This window comes from Salipiger sp. ABF4_146 (genome assembly GCF_056161345.1).
In genome coordinates, this window is the sequence record NZ_JBSWYX010000006.1 from 96992 (window position 1) to 114099 (window position 17108).

Below are 17108 nucleotides of genomic sequence, written 5' to 3' on the forward strand. Positions count from 1 at the left end.
CGGGTTGGCGGCGGCGCGGTCAATCGGGGCGCGGGCCCATTCTTCTCATGAAAAACATGACCGGGCTTCACCGCCGGGGGCGGCTGCGCTTCGGCAGATCGCCCCCGGCGGTCCATGTCAGCCCCGCGCCGCCTTGGCGGAGCGGGCCGTCGCGCCCCAGAGCGCCGGCAACATGGCCAGCGACAGGGCGCAGGCGATGCCGAAGAACGCCGCATAGCCAAGATGCTCGGCCAAGGCCCCGGCGCCCATGCCAGCCAGCATGCTCACTCCCGCGTCCATGCATTGGAACAGGGTGAAATCGACGCCGCCCTGACGCGGGTCGGACCACCGCATGAACTGGCCATAAAGCGCCACGAATCCAAAGGCCATGACGGCGCTGCTGGCCACCATGGCGCCCGGCGCGACCATTGGTGCGGGCAGCCAAATATTGTCAGCTGACAATGCCACCACCGCGAGGATCGCGGTCTGCAGCAGCACGGCGGCGATCAGCACGTGCCGCGCCCCGAAGCGGCGCACGACAGCGCCGCCAAGCACCGCGCCCGCACAGCCCAAGCTGACGCTGCCCAGCCCGGCCAGAATGCCCAGTTGCGCCAGATCGTACCCGGCATCGATGAAGAACGGTCCGAACATCCCCATCGCCGTCTTCTGGGCCATCACATAAAGCGCCGCAACAAGCAGACCCCGCCGCACCTCGCGCCGGGCCAGCGCCGCGCGCAGGCTTGGCAGATGCGGGCGCTCGCGGCTTTCGCCGCGCCGGGCGACACGCGCGAAGGGCACGCACAGCAGCGCGATCACCGCCGCCATGGTCCATGTCCCGGCGGTCCAGCCAAAGCGGTCGACCAGAACAAGGAAGGCACCGCCGCCGATGGCCGCACCGATGTAGGCGCCGCCGACCTGCGCGGCGTTGCCCCAGCCGTAGGGGGTGTGCTTCAGCGCGTCCACGGCGTAGCCGTCGCAGGCGATATCCACCGTCGCCGTCGCGAAGGCGGCAATCATCAGCACCGCAAGCACGGGTAGCAGCGGCACCGGTCCCATCAGACCCATGAGCAGCAGCACCGAGATCACCACCGCCGCGCCGGCCAGCACGATCACCGTCGAGCGGTCGCGCCCGCGCGCGGGCAGGCGGTAGCGTTCGATCCACGGCGCCCAGAGGAACTTCAGCGCCCAAGGCAGCACGATGGCCGAGACCAGACCGATCTGGTCGAGCGGCAGGTCCCGCGCCCGCAGCACGCCCGGCAGACCCGTCCATGTGACGCCGCCGATGACGCTTTGCGCGATGTAGACGCCGCCGATCGCACCGACGACGCCCCACGGCCCTGAAGTGGTCTGCCGCGCCATCAGAAGCGGTAGCGCAGGCTCGCCGTCGCCGTCCGGCCCTCGTAGCGGTAGCAATAGCCGGCGCTGCAGGTCTGGTCGTCGACGTCGAAGGCGTTTTTGACGTTCACGTTCAGTTGCAGATTGTCATAGCCCAGCTGGCCGAAATCGTAGGACATGGCCAGATCGACGAAGGTGGCGTCGTCGTTCTTGAAGGTGTTGGTGTCGTCGCCCCAGCTTTCGCCGACGTAGCGCAGACCGCCGCCAAAGCCGAAGCCCGCCAGCGGGCCGGTCTCGGGCTCATAGAAGCCCCAGACAGAGGCGCTGTGCTCGGGCGTGGCCGACAGCGTGTTGCCTTTGGTGCCGGTGGCGCCTTCCTCGATTTCCATGTCGAGATAGGTATAGGCCCCGGTCATCCGGAAGCCGCTGCCGAAGTTGACCTGCCCTTCAAGCTCGACCCCGCGCGAGCGCAGATCGTAGGGCACCTGCACCTGATTGAGACCGTCGAAGGCGGTGGCGTCGACGGTCTGGAACACCACCCCGTCTTCCTGCCGGATGTCGAACAGCGACGCGGTGATCAGGCTCTGGGTGCCGGGCAGCTGGTACTTCAGCCCAAGCTCTTTCTGCAGACCGCGGGTGGGATCGGCGGTGCTGGCGCTGTCGGGATCGGTGGGATCGGAATAGACCACCCCGGTGACCGGCACGAAGGAGCTGGAGAGGTTGCCGAAGACCGACAGTTGCGAATTGACCGCGTAGCTTACGCCGATGCGCCCCGAAAAGCCCTCGGCCTCGCTGTCGCTGCCGTTCTCGTTGGCGTCGAAGGTGGTGATGTCGACCCAATCGTAGCGCCCGCTGAGGAACACGGTCCAGTCGCCCGCGACGATCTGGTCGTGCAGGTAGATGCCGCGCTGTTCCATGTCCTGCCCGTTGTAATACGGCAGGTCCATGTCATCGGTCGCATCCGCCGAGGTGTAGCCCAAGGCATATTCCGCGTCATAGGACGAACGCGAGAAATCAAAGCCGCCGACCACCGTGTGGCTTGCCAGCCCGGTGGTGAAGCGGCCTTCGAGCATCGTGTCGATGGCGAGGTTTTCAGCATCTTCGACGTAGTGGCCCCAGTAGCGGCCCAGCCCCGCTTCGGTGGCGTAGACGCCGCTGTATTCCATGTCCGCGTCGACCTCGGAATAGCGCAGCTTCTGGCGCAGGGTCAGCGCGTCGTTGAAATCATGTTCGGCCTCGTAGCCGATGCGCCACTGGGTGTTGACGAAGTCATTGTAGTCGTCATCGCCAACGTAGAGGTCAGACGCCTCGCCATAGCTGGGGTTGTAGTAAGAGGCGGTGCCGCCGCGCACGCCTTCGGCGTATTCCGACAGCAGGGTGATGCGCGTGTCTTCGGTGATCTCATAGCGCAGCGCCGGGGCGATCAGGTTGAGATCGTCCTTATAGCCATCCAGCGGCGTGTCCGCGTCGCGCGTCACCCCGGTCAGGCGGTAGGTCACCCGGCCCGCCTCGTCCAGCGGTCCGGTGAAGTCGAAGGCCAGTTCCTTGCGCTCTTCGGTGCCGAGGGTGAACTGCAACTCGCGGAAGGCCTCTTCCTTCGGGCGCTTGGAGATCACGTTGACGATGCCGCCGGCGCCGCTGACGCCATACATGGACGACGACGGCCCCTTGAGAATGGCGGCGCCTTCGAAGGTGTAGGGCTCGTTGCGATACCATGCAGAGGGGCCGTTGGCCTGCCGCAGCCCGTCGCGGAACAGCCCGTTGTAATAAGATGCGAAGCCGCGGATGTAGACCGCGTCATAGCGGCTGTCGTAGCCGAAGTTCGACACATTGGTGCCAGCGGAATAGCCCAGCGTGTCCAGAAGGGTGCGCGGCTGCTGGTCTTCGATCTGGTCCTGCGTGACCGTGCCGATCGCCTGCGGGATGTCGCGGATGGGCGTGTCGACGCGCGTTGCCTGCCGCCCGGACTCGCCGACATAGCCCTCCTGTAAAAGCGTGTCGTCGCTTTCCGCTTCCAGCGTCAGCGTGCCCAGATCGACGGTGGGTTGCTGCGCGACGGCTGGCGCGCCGAGCAACGCGGCGACGAGTGCGATGCGTGAAACCTGCATTTTCAATGTCCCTCCTGACTTTTCCGTGTCTTCGCGCTTCTGCGGAGGAAGAGTCAAACTAATTTTGTCAGGAATCTGGATGCAGCGTGAAAAAGCCGTGTTTCTGCTGTCGAGCCTGCGCGTTGCGTGGGCCGAGTCGCGATGGGGTCAGGGGTTTTCTGGTGCCGCCGCGCGTTGCAGCGGAGTGCCCCGCTGCCAAAGGGCCGGGGTCATCAGAACGCCAGCCGCCTCGACGCGAACATGCATTCCGCCCCGCACCGCAAATGCAGAACGCCGTTCCGGTGCCGCAGCGGCATCGGGCGACAGGGGCCTTTTCTCTGGCGCGGGCATTGATCCGGCCGGCGCGGAAAGTCACCTACAGGCTCGAAATCACAGGAGTTGCCAAGATGCTCAAATCCATCATCGCCGCCGCCGCGATCACCGCAGGTGTCGCTGGCGCCGCTGCCGCGCAGGACGATCAGACCCTGCGCGTGGGCATGTCGGGCGGCTATTTCCCCTTCACCTTCGTCAAGCAGGACGTGCTGCAGGGCTTCGAGGTCGACGTGATGAACGCCGTCGGCGAAGAAGCGGGGCTCGACATCGAATTCGAGACCATGTCGTTCTCGGGCCTCGTCGGCGCGCTCGACGCGGGCCGCATCGATACGATCGCCAACCAGATCACCATCACCTCCGAGCGCGAGGCCAAGTTCGCCTTCACCCAGCCCTACGTCTATGACGGCGCGCAGGTGGTGGTGCGCGAGGGCAATGACGAGGTTGCCGGGGTCGAGGACCTGCGCGGGCGCACCGTGGCGGTGAACCTCGGCTCGAACTTCGAGCAGCTGCTGCGCGAGCTGCCCTTCGCCGAAGAGATCGACATCAAGACCTATGAGTCCAACATCGCGCAGGACACCGCGCTGGGGCGGGTCGATGCCTTCGTGATGGACCGCGTGTCCTCGGCGCAGTTGATTCAGGAAAGCCCGTTGCCGCTGGAACTGGCGGGCAAGCCGTTCTCCGAGATCCGCAACGCCCTGCCGTTCCGCAACGACGAGACCGGCACCGCCCTGCGCGACGAGGTCGACGCGGCGCTGACCACGCTGCGCGAGGACGGCACGCTGGCCGAGATCTCGCAGAAGTGGTTCGGCACCGACATCACCAGCCCGGAGTGAACCGATGCGGGGACTGGACCTCGACTATATGCTGGGGCTGGTCCCCGTCATCTTGGGCTATGTGCCGCTGACGCTGGGCATGGCGGCGGCGGGGATGGTGCTGGCGCTGATCCTCGCCTCGCTGTTGGCGGTGGAGCGGGTGTTCCGCATCCGCTGGCTCGACTGGGCGGTGGTGCTGTTCATCAGCTTTTTCCGCGGCACACCGCTGCTGGTGCAACTGTTCCTGTTCTACTACGGGCTGCCGCAGGTGCTGAGTTTTCTGACCAGCATCGACGGGGTGACCGCTGCGATCATGGGGCTGACGCTGCATTTCTCGGCCTATATGGCCGAGACGATCCGCGCTGCCATCCTCGGCGTCGACCGCAGCCAGTGGGAAGCGGCGCAGTCGATCGGCATGACACAGCTGCAGATGATGCGGCGGATCGTGCTGCCGCAGGCGGCACGCGTCGCGGCGCCGACGCTGGTCAACTACTTCATCGACATGATCAAGGGCACCTCGCTGGCCTTCACGCTTGGCGTTACCGAGATGATGGGCGCGGCGCAGAAAGAGGCGGCGGGCAGCTTCCTCTACTTCGAGGCGTTCCTCGTCGTGGCGCTGATCTACTGGGCCATGGTCGAACTGCTGAGCCAGGGCCAGACGCGGCTCGAAACCTATCTGAACAAGGCGTATGCACGATGATCAAGATCCGCGGCCTTAGCAAGAGTTTCGGTGGTACGGCGGTGCTTAACGGCATCGACCTCGACATCGCGCCGGGCGAGCGCGTGGTGATCATCGGCCCCTCCGGCACCGGCAAGTCGACGCTGCTGCGCTGTCTCAATTTCCTCGACCAGCCCGACGCGGGCACGATCCAGATCGGCGATGTCAGCGTCGATGCCGCTCATGCGTCGCGCAAGGAGATCCTCGCGCTGCGTCGGCGGTCGGCCTTCGTGTTCCAGAACTACGCGCTTTTTGCCAACAAGACCGCGCAGGAAAACATCATGGAGGCGCTGGTCACCGTGCAGGGCCGCCCGAAGGACGAGGCGGCGCGCCGCGCGCTGGAGGTGCTGGCCGAGACCGGGCTGTCGGACAAGGCGGGCAGCTATCCGGCGAGCCTGTCGGGCGGGCAGCAGCAGCGGGTCGGCATCGGTCGGGCCATGGCCATCGGCGCCGAGCTGATGCTGTTCGATGAGCCGACCTCTGCGCTCGATCCCGAGTGGGTCGGTGAAGTGCTTGACCTGATGCGCCGCGTGGCAGAGCGGCAGCAGACCATGCTGATCGTCACCCACGAGATGCAATTCGCCCGCGAGATCGCCGACCGGGTGATCTTCATGCACGGCGGCAAGATCGTCGAGTCCGGCGCGCCCGAGCAGATCTTCGGCGCGCCGCAGGACGCGCGGTTGCAGCGGTTTCTGCGGCGGCTGGCGCGGTGACGATGGGGCTGTGATCGCTCGGAACGCCGGTGGCCCGCCGCGCGGGTGGGCTGCACGCGCCAAGCCGGGGTTTTCGCAAGGGCGCCGCCTGCGGGCGCTCGGGCAATGGGTTGGCCCCGGAGCTTAGCCGCGGCACGTCGCCCAGATCAACTCGCGCAGCCAGCGATGCATCGCCGAGGCATTGGTATGGGCGGCCCAGACCAGCGAGACGTCGAAGGTGCCGGGAAACGGGCAGCCGGTCACCAGCAGCCCCTCGGCGTTGCGTTCACCCAGACGGCGCGGCAGCGTCGCCACCAGATCGGAGCCGGAGAGCAACGAGCCAAGCCCCGCCGGGCTTGGCACGACGATGGTGGGCGACAGCCTGTGGCCCGCCGCCTCGAGTTCGCGCTGATAGGCCGATTGCCAGCCGCCGCCATAGTCGATCAGCACGTGATTGAGCGACAGGTAGGTTTCGGTGTCCAGCCGCGTGCGCGCCAGCGCATGAGATGGATCGAGAAGGCAGGCGTATTCCTCAGAGTAGAGGCGGCGCGAATGAAAGCCGGATTCGGCGCGGGCGAAGGGGCCGATCAGCACGTCAGCCTCGCGCCGCAGCAGCCGCAGATGACCATCGCCAAGCGAGTTGATCACCTTTACGCGCATGCCCGGGGCTTCGCGCCGGATCGCCGCGACGATGTCGGGGATGATCAGCACGCGCTCGTAGAAGTTGCAGGCGATGATAACGTTCTGCGTGGCTTCGCCGGGCTCAAAGGCATCGGGCTGCAGCATCTCGTCGAGCATCCCAAGCATCTGCAGCGACTTCGAGAGGATCTCCTCGCAACGCTCGGTCGCCACCTGCTGGCCGCCCTCGCGGACGAAGAGCGGGTCATGGAAGCAGGCGCGCAGCTTGGCGATCGTGTAGCTGACCGCGGATTGGTTGACGTTAAGTTTCTCGGCGGCGGCGGTGAAGGAGCCAAGCTCGTGCACCACCCGCAGCAGGTTCAGCGCGGCGAAGTCTATGCTGGCCGGATTGGGCGCGGGGGGCGGCACGGGCTGTCCTCGGGGTTTGAGTGTCATCGAAAAATTTGATGGAAGTAAACCATTCCATCGCATTGCTCGGCAAGCCCCATGTCTTCTATGCACCACCACGAGGAGAACTTTGGGAGGAGTTCATGGCGCTAGCACCGCTTGACGACACGATCACGCTCGATCAACTGAGTTCGGATCCCTATCCGATCTATCGCCGCCTGCGGGCCGAGAGCCCCGTGCTGCGGGTGGCGGCCACCGGCCGGACCCTGCTGACCAAGGCGGCGCTGACCAAGGCGGTGAAGGACAACCCCGAACTGTTCAGCAGCGACGATCCGCGGACCCCGATGAAACCGGCCTTCCGCGCGCACACGCTGATGCGCAAGGATGGCAAGGCACACTTCGTGGAGCGCAAGGCGATCTCGAAATCGCTGACCCCGAAGATGATCAAGACCGATTGGGGCCCGCTTTATGAGAAGCTGGCCGACGAATACGTCGGACGCCTGCCGCGCGGCGAGACGGTGGACCTGTTCTCGGACCTCTGCGGGCCGCTGGCGGCGCGGATCCTCGCGCATATCCTTGGCATTCCCGAGGCGACCGACGCCCAGATGCAGCACTGGTCGCAGGCGCTGATCGACGGGGCCGGCAACTTTGGCTGGAAGCCCGAGCCATTCGCCGCTTCGGATGCGGCCAACGACGAGATGGATGCGCTGTTTGCCGAACTGGAGCCGAAGCGTCGCGCCGACGCCGATGGATCGGCCTATTCGGTGATGCTCAACGCCGACGATCCGATCCCGATGAGCCAGATCTACGCCAACATCAAGATCGCCATCGGCGGTGGCATCAACGAACCGCGCGACGCGCTGGCCACCATCCTTTACGGCCTCCTGACCAATCCCGATCAACTGGCCGAGGTGCGCGCGCAGGGCGCCTGGGACAAGGCCTTCGAAGAGGGCATCCGCTGGGTCGCGCCAATCCAAGCCAGCTCGCGGTTGGTGACCGAGGATACGCAGCTGGGCGGTTTCGACATTCCCAAGGGCGACACGGTGATGACCATTCAGGCCTCGGCGAACCGTGACGAGGACCTGTTCGAGGATGGCGAGTCATTCTTCGTTTTCCGTGACAAGAACCCGCATCAGGCCTTTGGCAACGGGCCGCACCATTGCGCCGGGGCGCATGTGGCGCGGCGAACGGTGGGCAAGATCATCCTGCCCATGCTGTTCGACCGTTTCCCCGACATGACCCTGCCCGAGCCGGACACGGTGGTCTGGAAGGGCTTTGGTTTTCGCGGGCCGATCAACCTGCCGGTGGTGCTGAACTAAGCCCGGCAGGCCATACCAAATTCGAGGAGGAGATGAGATGATCAAGGTGACCTATGTCGCCGCTGACGGCGATGCGACCACCATCGAGGCCGAGGAGGGCACCAGCGTCATGCAGGCGGCGGTGTCGAACGATCTTGACGGCATCGTCGGCGAATGCGGCGGCTCGATGATGTGCGCCACCTGCCATTGCTACGTCGACGAGGCGTGGGAAGACCGGACAGGGGCGCGCTCGGAGGATGAGGACGACATGCTCGAAGGCGCCGCGTCGGATGTGACCGAACGCTCGCGCCTGTCGTGCCAGATCAAGCTCACCCCCGAGCTGGATGGTCTGGTCGTGCATCTGCCCGAGGAACAGCTGTGACCGGCGCCGGCGTCCTGATCATCGGTGCGGGCCAAGGTGGCCTGCAGGCGGCGATCAGCCTGCGCCAGAACGGCTATGACGGACCGGTGACGCTGGTTGGGGCCGAGCCCGGGCTGCCCTACCAACGCCCGCCACTGTCCAAGGCCTATCTCAAGGAGGGCAAGGCCGAGGGTCTGGTGCTGCGGCCCGAGAGTTTCTTCACCTCCAAGGAGGTGACCTACCTGCCGCAGACCCGCGCCGAAGCGATCGACCGGGCTGCGCAGCGGGTGGAGGTCAGCGGGCCGAACGGCGATGCGAGCCTGCCCTACGCGGAGTTGATCCTCGCCACCGGCACGCGCAATATGCGCCCGCCGATCGACGGGCTGGAGCGCGCCTGCGATCTGCGTACGCTGGAGGACGCCGCGACGCTGCGCGCGGCGCTTGCCGAGCCGCGCCGGATCGCGGTGATCGGCGGCGGGTTCATCGGGCTGGAGTTCGCGGCGGTGGCGCGCATGCTGGGCCATGAGGTCAGCGTGATCGAGGCGGCGCCGCGGCTGATGGCCCGCGCGGTTTCGGCGGCGATGTCGGCACATTTCGAAGCGTGGCACCGCGCACAGGGCGTCACATTGCACCTGGGCCAGCCGGCGGCGGCGGTGGATGCCTCGGGGGTGACGCTGGCAGACGGCGCGCATGTGGCCGCCGATTTCGTGCTGCTGGCCGCGGGCGTGCGCCCGAACAGCGAACTGGCCGACGCGGCGGGGCTGGCGACGGCCAACGGCGTGACGGTGGACGCGGCGCTGCGCACCTCGGACCCGGCGATCTCTGCGCTTGGCGACTGCGCCTGCTTCCCCGATCCACGCAGCGGCGCGCCGGTGCGGCTGGAAAGCGTGCAGGCCGCCACCGACCATGCCCGGCTCATCGCCAAGCGGATCGCCAAGGGCGAGACCGCTGATTATGCTGCGCTGCCTTGGTTCTGGTCGGATCAGGGCGACCAGAAACTGCAAATCGCCGGCTACGCCGGTCCGGGGGCGACGGAGGAGGTCGTCGCTGAAGGGGTTGTCGCACGTTTCGATGACCGCGGCCTTGCCGCGGTGGAGACCGTGAACAATGCTAAGGTCCACATGAAGTCGCGGCGGCTGCTGGCCGGGGATGCGCCTGCGGACCTTGCAGCACTGGGAGAGTTCATCGCCGCCTGACCGGCGGCACGGAGCGTGCCGCATCGCGGGGCGCTTCGACGAAATAGGTTCAAAAGGGAGGAGAACCATGAAGATCACGTCAGTCACCTTCGGGGCGGCCATTGCCGTGTCGCTGGCAGCCAGCGCCGGAGCGCAGGAGCTCAAATACGCCAACTGGGCCCCGCCGTTCCACACCATCACCGCGGCGCAGATTGAGCCGCTGGCCGAGGCGGTGGAGGCCGGCAGCGGTGGTGCTGTCACCCTGCGCGCCTTTCACGGCGGCGAGCTGGGCGCCGGACCCGCCGACCAATACGTGCGCATCGTGCAGGGCACTGCGGACATGGGCTGGGGCCTGCCGGGCTATACTTCGTCGCAGTTCCCCAAGAGCCTGATCCTCGAACTGCCCGGCGCGCTGCCGCTGGACGAGCCGGGCTATGCCGCGCTGTGGCGCGCCTACGAGGGCGAGCTGAAGGCCGAGTTCCCGATGACCGAGGCCATCGCGCTCTGGGGCGCCGAGCCCAACATCCTGATGATGAAAGAGACCGAGGTGACCAGCCCCGCAGACCTGCAGGGGCTGAAGATCCGCGTGGCCGGGTCGATCTCGGCGGAGGCGATGGAAGCGCTCGGCGCGACGCCGGTGCAGCTGCCGATGACGCAGGTCTACAACGGTCTGCAGACCGGGCTGATCGACGGGCTGGTGAGCGGCGCCTCGGTGCTGTCGGACTTCAAGCTGAGCGAGGTCGTCTCGAGCGTCACCACCGGGCCCAACCTTGGGCGGCTGACCTTCTACACGGTGATGAACAAGCCGGTCTACGATGGGCTGTCGGGCGAGGCCAAGGCGGCGCTTGACGAGATCAAGGGGGAGCCGATCTCGAAGCTGACCGAGGACGCATGGGTGGCCACGGCAGCCGAGGCGCTCGACGCCGCGCGCGCCTCGGGGGAGATCACCGTCAACGACCTCGACGCGGCACAGAGCAAGGCCTTCGACGACGCGCTTGCCGAGGTGACCGACGCCTATGTCGCCGAGGTCGGCGGCGAGGCCGCGCTGGCGGCGATGCGGGGCGAGTGATGCGCGCCACGCTGCAAAAGATTGCGGACGGGCTCATCAGCCTGTCCGCGGTCCTCGGCACGCTGGGGCTGCTCTTTGTCGTGGGCGTGATCGTGGTCGACGTGGTCGGACGCAACTTCGGCATGCCGCTCTATGGCGCGCAGGATCTGGTGATCATGACCATGGTGATCATCGTCTTCGGCGGCATGGCGCTGTGCGGACGCGACGACGGGCACATCGTCGTCGACATCTTTGAGCCGCATCTCCCGCCGGGCCTGAACCGGGCGATTGACGTGGTGGCGCGGTTGCTTGGCGCGGTGATCTTCGTGCTGATCGCCTACACCGTGTTCAAGAGCGCGCAACTGAGCGAGATGCTGAATCTGTCGACCAACCTGCTGCGCCTGCCCTTGGCGTGGTTCCAATACGCACTGTGTGCGCTGTCGCTGATCGCCGCGCTGGCCCTCGTGCTGCGCGCCGCGTTTCCGGCAGCAGACCGAGGCGCCGCGACGCCCGAGCAGGAGGCCCCATGAGCCCCGTTCTGATTGGCACGGGCGGCTTTGTGCTGCTTCTTGTGCTGCTTTTGCTGCGCATTCCCGTGGCCTTTGCCATGTTCAGCGTCGGCTTTGCCGGCATCTGGATGCTCAACGGCCTGCAGGCGGCGACCGGGCTGCTATCGTCGGAAACCTTCGCGCTGGCCTCCAATTCCGAACTGATCGTCGTGCCGCTGTTCATCCTGATGGGCAACGTGGCAAGCGTCACCGGCATGAGCCGGCGGCTCTACGAGGCCGCCTATGCCACCATCGGGCAGGTGCGCGGCGGGCTGGCGGCGGCGACGGTAATCGGCTGCGGCGGCTTTGCCGCGCTGTCGGGCTCCTCTGTGGCCTCGGCGCTGACCATGGGGCGCACGGCGCTGGCCGAGATGGACCGCTTCAACTACGACCCGCGCCTGTCGACCGGCGTTGTTGCGGCGGGCGGCACGCTGGGCATCCTGATCCCGCCCTCGACCGGCTTCGTGATCTACGCGATCCTCACCGAGCAGAGCATCGGGCGGCTGTTCATGGCCGGGGTGCTGCCGGGGATTCTGCTGCTGACGCTGTTCTTGCTGACGGTGATGCTGCTTTGCGCGCTGAAACCGGCGCTGGGGCCAAAGGGCCCGTCGACCAGCCTGTCGGAAAAGGGGCGGGCGTTTCTTGGGGCGATCCCGATCCTCGTGGTGATCCTGCTGACCATCGGCGGCATCTATACCGGGGTGTTTTCGCCGACCGAGGCGGCCGGGGTCGGCGCGGCGCTGGTCATCGGCATCGGCGCGGTCAGCGGCACGCTGGATCTGCGCAGCTTCTGGCAGGCGGCGCAGAGCAGCGTGGTGACAACCGCTTCGGTCATGCTGATCCTGATCGCGGCGCATCTGATCAACCCGTTCATCGCCCTGAGCCATCTGCCCGCCGAAGTCAGCCGGCTGTTGGTGTCCTTCGATCTTGGCGCGTACGGCACGCTGGTGCTGATCTTGGTGATCTACCTCGTGCTGGGCTGTTTCCTCGAAGGGCTTGCGATGCTGGTGCTGACGCTGCCGATCTTCATGCCGGTGATCCTGTCGCTTGGCATTGATCCGATCTGGTTTGGCGTGCTGGTGGTGCTGACCTTGGAGATGGGGCTGATCTCGCCGCCGGTGGGGATCAACGTGTTCATCGTGAAATCGGTGGCGAAGAACGTCCCGCTGATCGAGATCTTCTGGGGGGTGATCCCTTTCTGGCTGGCGATGCTGGTCACGCTTGGTCTGCTCGTGGCCGTGCCGCAGCTGTCGCTGTGGCTGCCGGGGATGATGTAGCGGGGCGTCCCTTGCGCTGGTGGGCCGCCGGAGCCGCGGAGGCTGCTGGCGGCGCGTGGCTGTCTGGCGGCCTGCGTTGGATGGCAGACGGCTTTCCGGGCGGGTCGTTCCGGCCCAATTCGATCGGGGCTGAAGGCGATGCTCTTGTCGCCGTGACGTGTGTTCCAGCGCGTGTCCGGCGCGGCCCCTGTCAGCGTGGCAGCTGCGGTGCCGCCGCGTATTCGTCGCCCGAAAGTTCCGGGGTGTCGTAGGCCTGCAGCTTGGCGAACTGCGCGTCGATGTCCTCGCGGAAGAAGGCGGCGGCGATGGCGCGGCCCAGCCGTTTGGCGCCGACGCTGACCGCCGGGATATCGCCCGAGACCTTGCCGTGGCTGAGCATCGCGGCGTCGTTGAAGCAATGGATGCGCGACAGCGCCGGACAGGCGCCGGGCATCAGCTCGAGAAAGCTGAAATCCTCGGCGAGATAGGGCGACTGTCCCATCGGTCCGTCGGCAGGCAGCGTGGCGGGGAAATCCTCGCGGTCGCCCCAAGAGAGCACATGCGGCGCGATGGCGCTGAGGTCGGCGCGATCGGCGAAGTCGTTGCGGAAGCCGGTGCCAGCGATCAGGAAATCGGTGTCGAAGCTGCCCCGCGAGGTCTCGATCCGCAGCCGCCCATCCTTCACCGCGGCGCCAGTGAGCGCGCAGCCGAGATGGAACTGGGCGTTCGGATGATCCGACACGCGGCGCACGGAATGGCTTGGCGGCGGCACCTGCTGCTGCGCAGCGTAGCCGTGGATCTTGAGTTTCCATGCGTCGGGGACGCTGCCGAGGCCAAGCTCGGTGCCGGGGCTGGCGATGCCGGTGAGCTTGTTGACCGCGGGGATCGTGTCGCGGCGGATCAGCATGTCGACCCGCGCCGCCCCGGCCTCGAGCGCGGTTGCGGCATTGTCCATCGCCGAGGCCCCGGCGCCAACCACCGCGACGTCGCGGCCGCGCAGTGCGGCAAAGTCGATGTCGTCGGCGCTATGTGCCCAGTATTGGCGGTCGACCCCTTCGAGCGCTGCCGGAACCGCACCGCCGCCGAGCCCAGAGCGCCCGGTCGCGAGAACCACGCGGCGGGCGATCAGGCGCTCTTCACCGGAGGATGTGGCCAGCGTGACCGCGAGCAGATCGCCATGGCCGCGCAGGTCGGTGAGCCGGGTGTCGTTGCGGATCGGCAGCGCCAGAACCCGGCGGTACCAGCGCAGGTAGTCCATCCACTGACCCTTGGGGATCTTGCCGAGCGCCTCCCATGCGGCAGCGCCCCATTGCGCGGTGAACCACGCCCGGAAGGTCAGCGCAGGCAGGCCAAGGGCGGGGCCGGTCAGGGTCTTTGGCGAGCGCAGCGTGCGCATCCGCGCGAAGGTCTCCCACGGGCCCTCGTAGCCCTCTGGCGCGCTGTCGATGGCAAGGCTGTTGTCGATGCCCAGCAGGCGCAGCTCGGCCAGTGCCGCCAGCCCGCACATGCCTGCGCCGACCACCAGCACATCGAGCACCCCCTCGCGCGCCGGCACCCAAGGCGCGGCGGGCAGGTTGAGGAAACTCAGGTCCTCGGCGAGGCGTGCTTCGAGATCGGCAAGGCTCATGCGGCGGGGTTCCGGCGGTGCGGGCAGGGGAGGGGCGAACGGGGGAGGGGATCAGGTGGCGACGGTCATCTTCTCGATGCCATAGAGCCGGTCGGCCACCACCAGCGCGACGATGGCCAGAAGAAGCTGGAGCGTCGAGAGCGCGGCGATCGAGGGATCGAACTGGTGCTCCATATAGGCCAGCATCACCACCGGCAGCGTGTTGGTCTGCGCCGATCCGAAGAAGTAGCTCACCGGCAGGTTGTCGAAGGACGTCAGGAACGAGAACAGCGAGCCCGCCGCGATGCCCGGACGGATCAGCGGCAGCGTCACTTCGCGGAAGGTGGTGAGCCGTGACGCCCCGAGGATCTGCGCCGCCTCTTCATAGGCCGGGGGGACGGCGCGATAGACCGCGGTGACGGTGCGGATCACGTAAGGCAGGCAGATCACCGTGTGCACAATGGCAAGGCTCAGGAACGAGACGCCGAAGCCGAGCGCCGAGAGGAAGAACAGCGAGGCAAAGCCGATGACGATCATCGGCATGCTGAGCGGCGACAGCAGGAAGGTGGTGATCGCCGTCGCCCAGCCAGAGCGCGCCCGGCTCAGGTAGAGCGCCGCTGGCACGCCCAGCACGCAGGAGGCGACGGTGGCCACCACGCCCAGTTGCAGGCTGACCCAGAGGCTGTCGATGAACGGGCGGTATTCGAAGATCCGCGCGAACCACTTCAGCGACCAGCCGGGGATCGGGAAGGCGGCGTAGCCTGCGGAGGTGAAGGAGATCACCACCACCACCGCGATCGGCAGGATCATGAAGACGAAGAAGGCGATGGTGAAGGCCCAGAGGGCGACATCGGTCAGGCGCATCTTATACCCCCTGTCTGCGCAGCAGGCGCAGTTGTAGCCACAGGCAGGCCAGCGCGATCACCAGAAGGATGGTGCTCATCGTCGAGGCCAGCGCGAAATCGCGGGTTGTGTTGAACTGCTGGTAGATCAGCAGCGGCAGCGTCTGGAAGCCACCGCCAAGCAGCACCAGCGTGACGAACGAGCCATTGGCGATCATGAACACAAGAATGGCGCCGGTGCCGATGCCGTCGGTGGTCAGTGGCAGCGTCACCTCGAAGAAGGTGCGCAGCTTGGAGGCGCCGAGCATCTGCGCGCCCTCTTCAAGCCGCCGGTCGACGCCCTGCAGCACCGAGGCGATGGACAGCACCGCGAAGGGCACCAGCACATGCACCAGCGCGGCGATCGCCAGCCCCGGCGTGTTGAGCCAGCGCAGCGGCACGTCGAGCAGCCCCAGATCGTTGACCAGCCATTGGTTGACCAGCCCGCGACGCGCGAAGAGCACCTGCCAGCCGAAGGTCCGCATGATGATCGAGGTCAGCAGCGGCGCGATCAGCAGAAAGATGATCAGCCCCGAAAACCGCCCGGCCTTGCGCACCAGCACATAGGCGACCGGATAGGCGATCACCACCGAGATCAGCGTTACCACCGCCGACAGGATCATTGTTTCCGCGATCACCCCGAGGTAAAAACGGTCGGTCAGGAAATCTATGTAGCGCGCCAGCGTGAAGCCGCCCTCTTCGGCAAGGAAGGAGCGCGCGGAATTGTCCGCCAGCGGCATCACGAAGAACACCGCGAGGAAGATCAGCGCCGGGGCAAGCAGCAGCGCGCGCCGGGCTCCGGCGGAGAGGGGAACGGTTGGCGTCATATGGCCTCCGGGCAGTCAGGGTGCCCCCGCCTGTGGCTCAGGCGGGGGCGGCGGCATCACATGCCGATTTCGCGGTTCCAGCGATCGATCCAGTCGTTGCGCACGCGGGCGATCTCGGCGTAGGGCGGCAGGTTCGCTTCCGACAGCGGCGTGACGCGCGAGGCCAGCTTCTCGCTGTATTCGACCTGCGTGTTGGTCACCCCGTAGTTGAGGATCTCGGCGAACTTGGCCTGGTTGCCGGCGTCGAGCACCTCGTTGAGGTAGTCCCATGCCAGATCCGAGGCGTTCTTCGGCTTCTGGATTGCCACGGCGGTCATCGCGCCGCCTTCCTCGGGGTTGATGAAGTCGATCCAGTCAACGCCCTCGTCGACGTGGTTCCAGGTGCGGCCGTCGAAGTAGATGCCCAGATCCGCCTCGCCCGAGGCGAGGTGGTTGAAGAAGTCGTTGGGGCCCGCCCAGAACACCAGATTGTCTTTCATCTTGGCCATCGCCTCGAAGAACGGGTCGGTGTTGTTGACGTCACCGCCAAGCGCGTTGTTCAGCGCCCAGAGGAAGAACACCGTGGTCGGCCCGTAGCTGATCGACGGCACCGAGGCGACAAACTCGCCCGACGACACGCGCTCGACGAAATCGGCGAAGCTGCGCGGCGGCTCGGAGACGATCTGCTTGTTGTAGGTGATGCCGCCGACGCCATAGTCGAAATAGGTGCCCTTGCCGAGGCAGGCGTCGGTGAACTCTTGCGGGATGTGGGCGAGGTTGGGCAGCTTCTCGACGGTGAAATCGTCCATAAGGTCACCCTCGGCGGCCAGCACCGCAAGGTCGGGCGACATGATCAGCACGTCGAGCGGCGGCTGTTCCGGGCTCGCCTCGACCTGCGCCAGCCATTGCGCCGGACCGCCAAGCGAGACGGTGGCGGTGGCGCCGGTCTTGGCCTCGAAGGGGGCGACGAAGCAATCGCGGATCGCCTGTTCCCAGACGCCGCCGTAGGCGGTCACATTGAGCGTGCCGCCCTGCGCGCGCAGGGGCAGGCCGCTGAGGCCCAGAAGGCCGGTCGCCGCAGCGCCGGTGCCGAGAAAGGTACGTCTGTTGAGTGTCATCGGGTCTCTCCGTTGGGATTGGGCCGTTG

Annotated in this window: 16 protein-coding genes; 9 read left to right on the forward strand and 7 right to left on the reverse strand. The window is 66.6% G+C overall.

Annotated features, from left to right (window positions below):
• Window positions 1-117 precede the first annotated feature (117 nt).
• Window positions 118-1392 (reverse strand): MFS transporter, encoded by a 1275-nt coding sequence (locus ACXAJT_RS10445; RefSeq protein ID WP_475235050.1) that lies wholly within the window; start codon window positions 1390-1392, stop codon window positions 118-120.
• Complete coding sequence (locus tag ACXAJT_RS10450) at window positions 1338-3422, reverse strand: TonB-dependent siderophore receptor (RefSeq protein WP_475235052.1); 2085 nt, start codon at window positions 3420-3422, stop codon at window positions 1338-1340. Before ACXAJT_RS10450 ends, ACXAJT_RS10445 begins: the two co-directional genes overlap by 55 nt.
• A gap of 386 nt (window positions 3423-3808) precedes the next feature.
• On the opposite strand from ACXAJT_RS10450, the gene ACXAJT_RS10455 reads away from it, so the two are divergent.
• The 3 genes from ACXAJT_RS10455 to ACXAJT_RS10465 are packed head-to-tail and all read left to right on the forward strand — an operon-like array spanning window position 3809 to window position 5977.
• Window positions 3809-4567, forward strand: coding sequence for an amino acid ABC transporter substrate-binding protein (locus ACXAJT_RS10455; RefSeq protein ID WP_475235054.1), 759 nt, complete (start codon window positions 3809-3811; stop codon window positions 4565-4567).
• 4 nt (window positions 4568-4571) lie between these two features.
• Window positions 4572-5246: an amino acid ABC transporter permease gene (locus tag ACXAJT_RS10460; RefSeq protein WP_475235056.1), complete on the forward strand. Its 675-nt coding sequence runs from the start codon at window positions 4572-4574 to the stop codon at window positions 5244-5246.
• Complete coding sequence (locus ACXAJT_RS10465) at window positions 5243-5977, forward strand: amino acid ABC transporter ATP-binding protein (RefSeq protein WP_475235058.1); 735 nt, start codon at window positions 5243-5245, stop codon at window positions 5975-5977. Before ACXAJT_RS10460 ends, ACXAJT_RS10465 begins: the two co-directional genes overlap by 4 nt.
• Before the next feature lie 123 nt (window positions 5978-6100).
• On the opposite strand, the gene ACXAJT_RS10470 is transcribed toward ACXAJT_RS10465, so the two are convergent.
• A complete protein-coding gene (locus ACXAJT_RS10470; RefSeq protein WP_475235060.1) occupies window positions 6101-7003 on the reverse strand; it encodes a LysR family transcriptional regulator in 903 nt (300 codons plus the stop codon).
• A 122-nt stretch (window positions 7004-7125) separates the two neighbouring features.
• Between ACXAJT_RS10470 and ACXAJT_RS10475 the strand changes: the two genes are divergently transcribed.
• The 6 genes from ACXAJT_RS10475 to ACXAJT_RS10500 all read left to right on the forward strand — a co-directional run bounded on the left by ACXAJT_RS10475 (window position 7126) and on the right by ACXAJT_RS10500 (window position 12689).
• Window positions 7126-8301 (forward strand): cytochrome P450, encoded by a 1176-nt coding sequence (locus ACXAJT_RS10475; protein WP_475235061.1) that lies wholly within the window; start codon window positions 7126-7128, stop codon window positions 8299-8301.
• A 37-nt stretch (window positions 8302-8338) separates the two neighbouring features.
• Complete coding sequence (locus tag ACXAJT_RS10480; protein ID WP_475235062.1) at window positions 8339-8662, forward strand: 2Fe-2S iron-sulfur cluster-binding protein; 324 nt, start codon at window positions 8339-8341, stop codon at window positions 8660-8662.
• Entirely contained in the window at window positions 8659-9837 is a 1179-nt protein-coding gene (locus tag ACXAJT_RS10485) for an NAD(P)/FAD-dependent oxidoreductase (RefSeq protein WP_475235064.1), read from the forward strand. Before ACXAJT_RS10480 ends, ACXAJT_RS10485 begins: the two co-directional genes overlap by 4 nt.
• Window positions 9838-9904: 67 nt before the next feature.
• Entirely contained in the window at window positions 9905-10885 is a 981-nt protein-coding gene (locus ACXAJT_RS10490; protein ID WP_475235065.1) for a TRAP transporter substrate-binding protein, read from the forward strand.
• The gene (locus tag ACXAJT_RS10495; RefSeq protein ID WP_475235066.1) at window positions 10885-11394 is read left to right on the forward strand and encodes a TRAP transporter small permease; all 510 of its coding nucleotides are present in this window, start codon (window positions 10885-10887) and stop codon (window positions 11392-11394) included. The genes ACXAJT_RS10490 and ACXAJT_RS10495 overlap by 1 nt, the downstream gene beginning before the upstream one ends.
• Window positions 11391-12689 (forward strand): TRAP transporter large permease, encoded by a 1299-nt coding sequence (locus tag ACXAJT_RS10500; protein WP_475235067.1) that lies wholly within the window; start codon window positions 11391-11393, stop codon window positions 12687-12689. Before ACXAJT_RS10495 ends, ACXAJT_RS10500 begins: the two co-directional genes overlap by 4 nt.
• 190 nt (window positions 12690-12879) lie before the next feature.
• Here the strand turns inward: ACXAJT_RS10500 and ACXAJT_RS10505 are convergent, their stop codons facing one another.
• Genes ACXAJT_RS10505 through ACXAJT_RS10520 form a run of 4 tightly spaced genes read right to left on the reverse strand, consistent with a single transcriptional unit; the run spans window position 12880 to window position 17079 of the window.
• Window positions 12880-14295, reverse strand: a complete 1416-nt coding sequence (locus ACXAJT_RS10505) for an NAD(P)-binding domain-containing protein (RefSeq protein WP_475235068.1) — start codon at window positions 14293-14295, stop codon at window positions 12880-12882.
• Between the two features lie 51 nt (window positions 14296-14346).
• Window positions 14347-15138, reverse strand: coding sequence for an ABC transporter permease (locus ACXAJT_RS10510; protein ID WP_475235069.1), 792 nt, complete (start codon window positions 15136-15138; stop codon window positions 14347-14349).
• Between the two features lies 1 nt (window position 15139).
• Window positions 15140-15982 carry an ABC transporter permease gene (locus ACXAJT_RS10515; protein ID WP_475235073.1) on the reverse strand — a complete coding sequence of 281 codons (843 nt, stop codon included), beginning with the start codon at window positions 15980-15982 and terminating at the stop codon, window positions 15140-15142.
• Between the two features lie 56 nt (window positions 15983-16038).
• Window positions 16039-17079: an ABC transporter substrate-binding protein gene (locus tag ACXAJT_RS10520; protein WP_475235074.1), complete on the reverse strand. Its 1041-nt coding sequence runs from the start codon at window positions 17077-17079 to the stop codon at window positions 16039-16041.
• Between the last annotated feature and the right edge of the window lie 29 nt (window positions 17080-17108).

Coding starts and splice junctions, on each gene's coding strand:
- ACXAJT_RS10450 (WP_475235052.1), bottom strand. CDS start 3,422: ATGCAGGTTTCACGCATCGCACTCGTCGCCGCGTTGCTCGGCGCGCCA.
- ACXAJT_RS10455 (WP_475235054.1), top strand. CDS start 3,809: ATGCTCAAATCCATCATCGCCGCCGCCGCGATCACCGCAGGTGTCGCT.
- ACXAJT_RS10460 (WP_475235056.1), top strand. CDS start 4,572: ATGCGGGGACTGGACCTCGACTATATGCTGGGGCTGGTCCCCGTCATC.
- ACXAJT_RS10465 (WP_475235058.1), top strand. CDS start 5,243: ATGATCAAGATCCGCGGCCTTAGCAAGAGTTTCGGTGGTACGGCGGTG.
- ACXAJT_RS10475 (WP_475235061.1), top strand. CDS start 7,126: ATGGCGCTAGCACCGCTTGACGACACGATCACGCTCGATCAACTGAGT.
- ACXAJT_RS10480 (WP_475235062.1), top strand. CDS start 8,339: ATGATCAAGGTGACCTATGTCGCCGCTGACGGCGATGCGACCACCATC.
- ACXAJT_RS10490 (WP_475235065.1), top strand. CDS start 9,905: ATGAAGATCACGTCAGTCACCTTCGGGGCGGCCATTGCCGTGTCGCTG.
- ACXAJT_RS10495 (WP_475235066.1), top strand. CDS start 10,885: ATGCGCGCCACGCTGCAAAAGATTGCGGACGGGCTCATCAGCCTGTCC.
- ACXAJT_RS10500 (WP_475235067.1), top strand. CDS start 11,391: ATGAGCCCCGTTCTGATTGGCACGGGCGGCTTTGTGCTGCTTCTTGTG.
- ACXAJT_RS10505 (WP_475235068.1), bottom strand. CDS start 14,295: ATGAGCCTTGCCGATCTCGAAGCACGCCTCGCCGAGGACCTGAGTTTC.
- ACXAJT_RS10510 (WP_475235069.1), bottom strand. CDS start 15,138: ATGCGCCTGACCGATGTCGCCCTCTGGGCCTTCACCATCGCCTTCTTC.
- ACXAJT_RS10515 (WP_475235073.1), bottom strand. CDS start 15,982: ATGACGCCAACCGTTCCCCTCTCCGCCGGAGCCCGGCGCGCGCTGCTG.
- ACXAJT_RS10520 (WP_475235074.1), bottom strand. CDS start 17,079: ATGACACTCAACAGACGTACCTTTCTCGGCACCGGCGCTGCGGCGACC.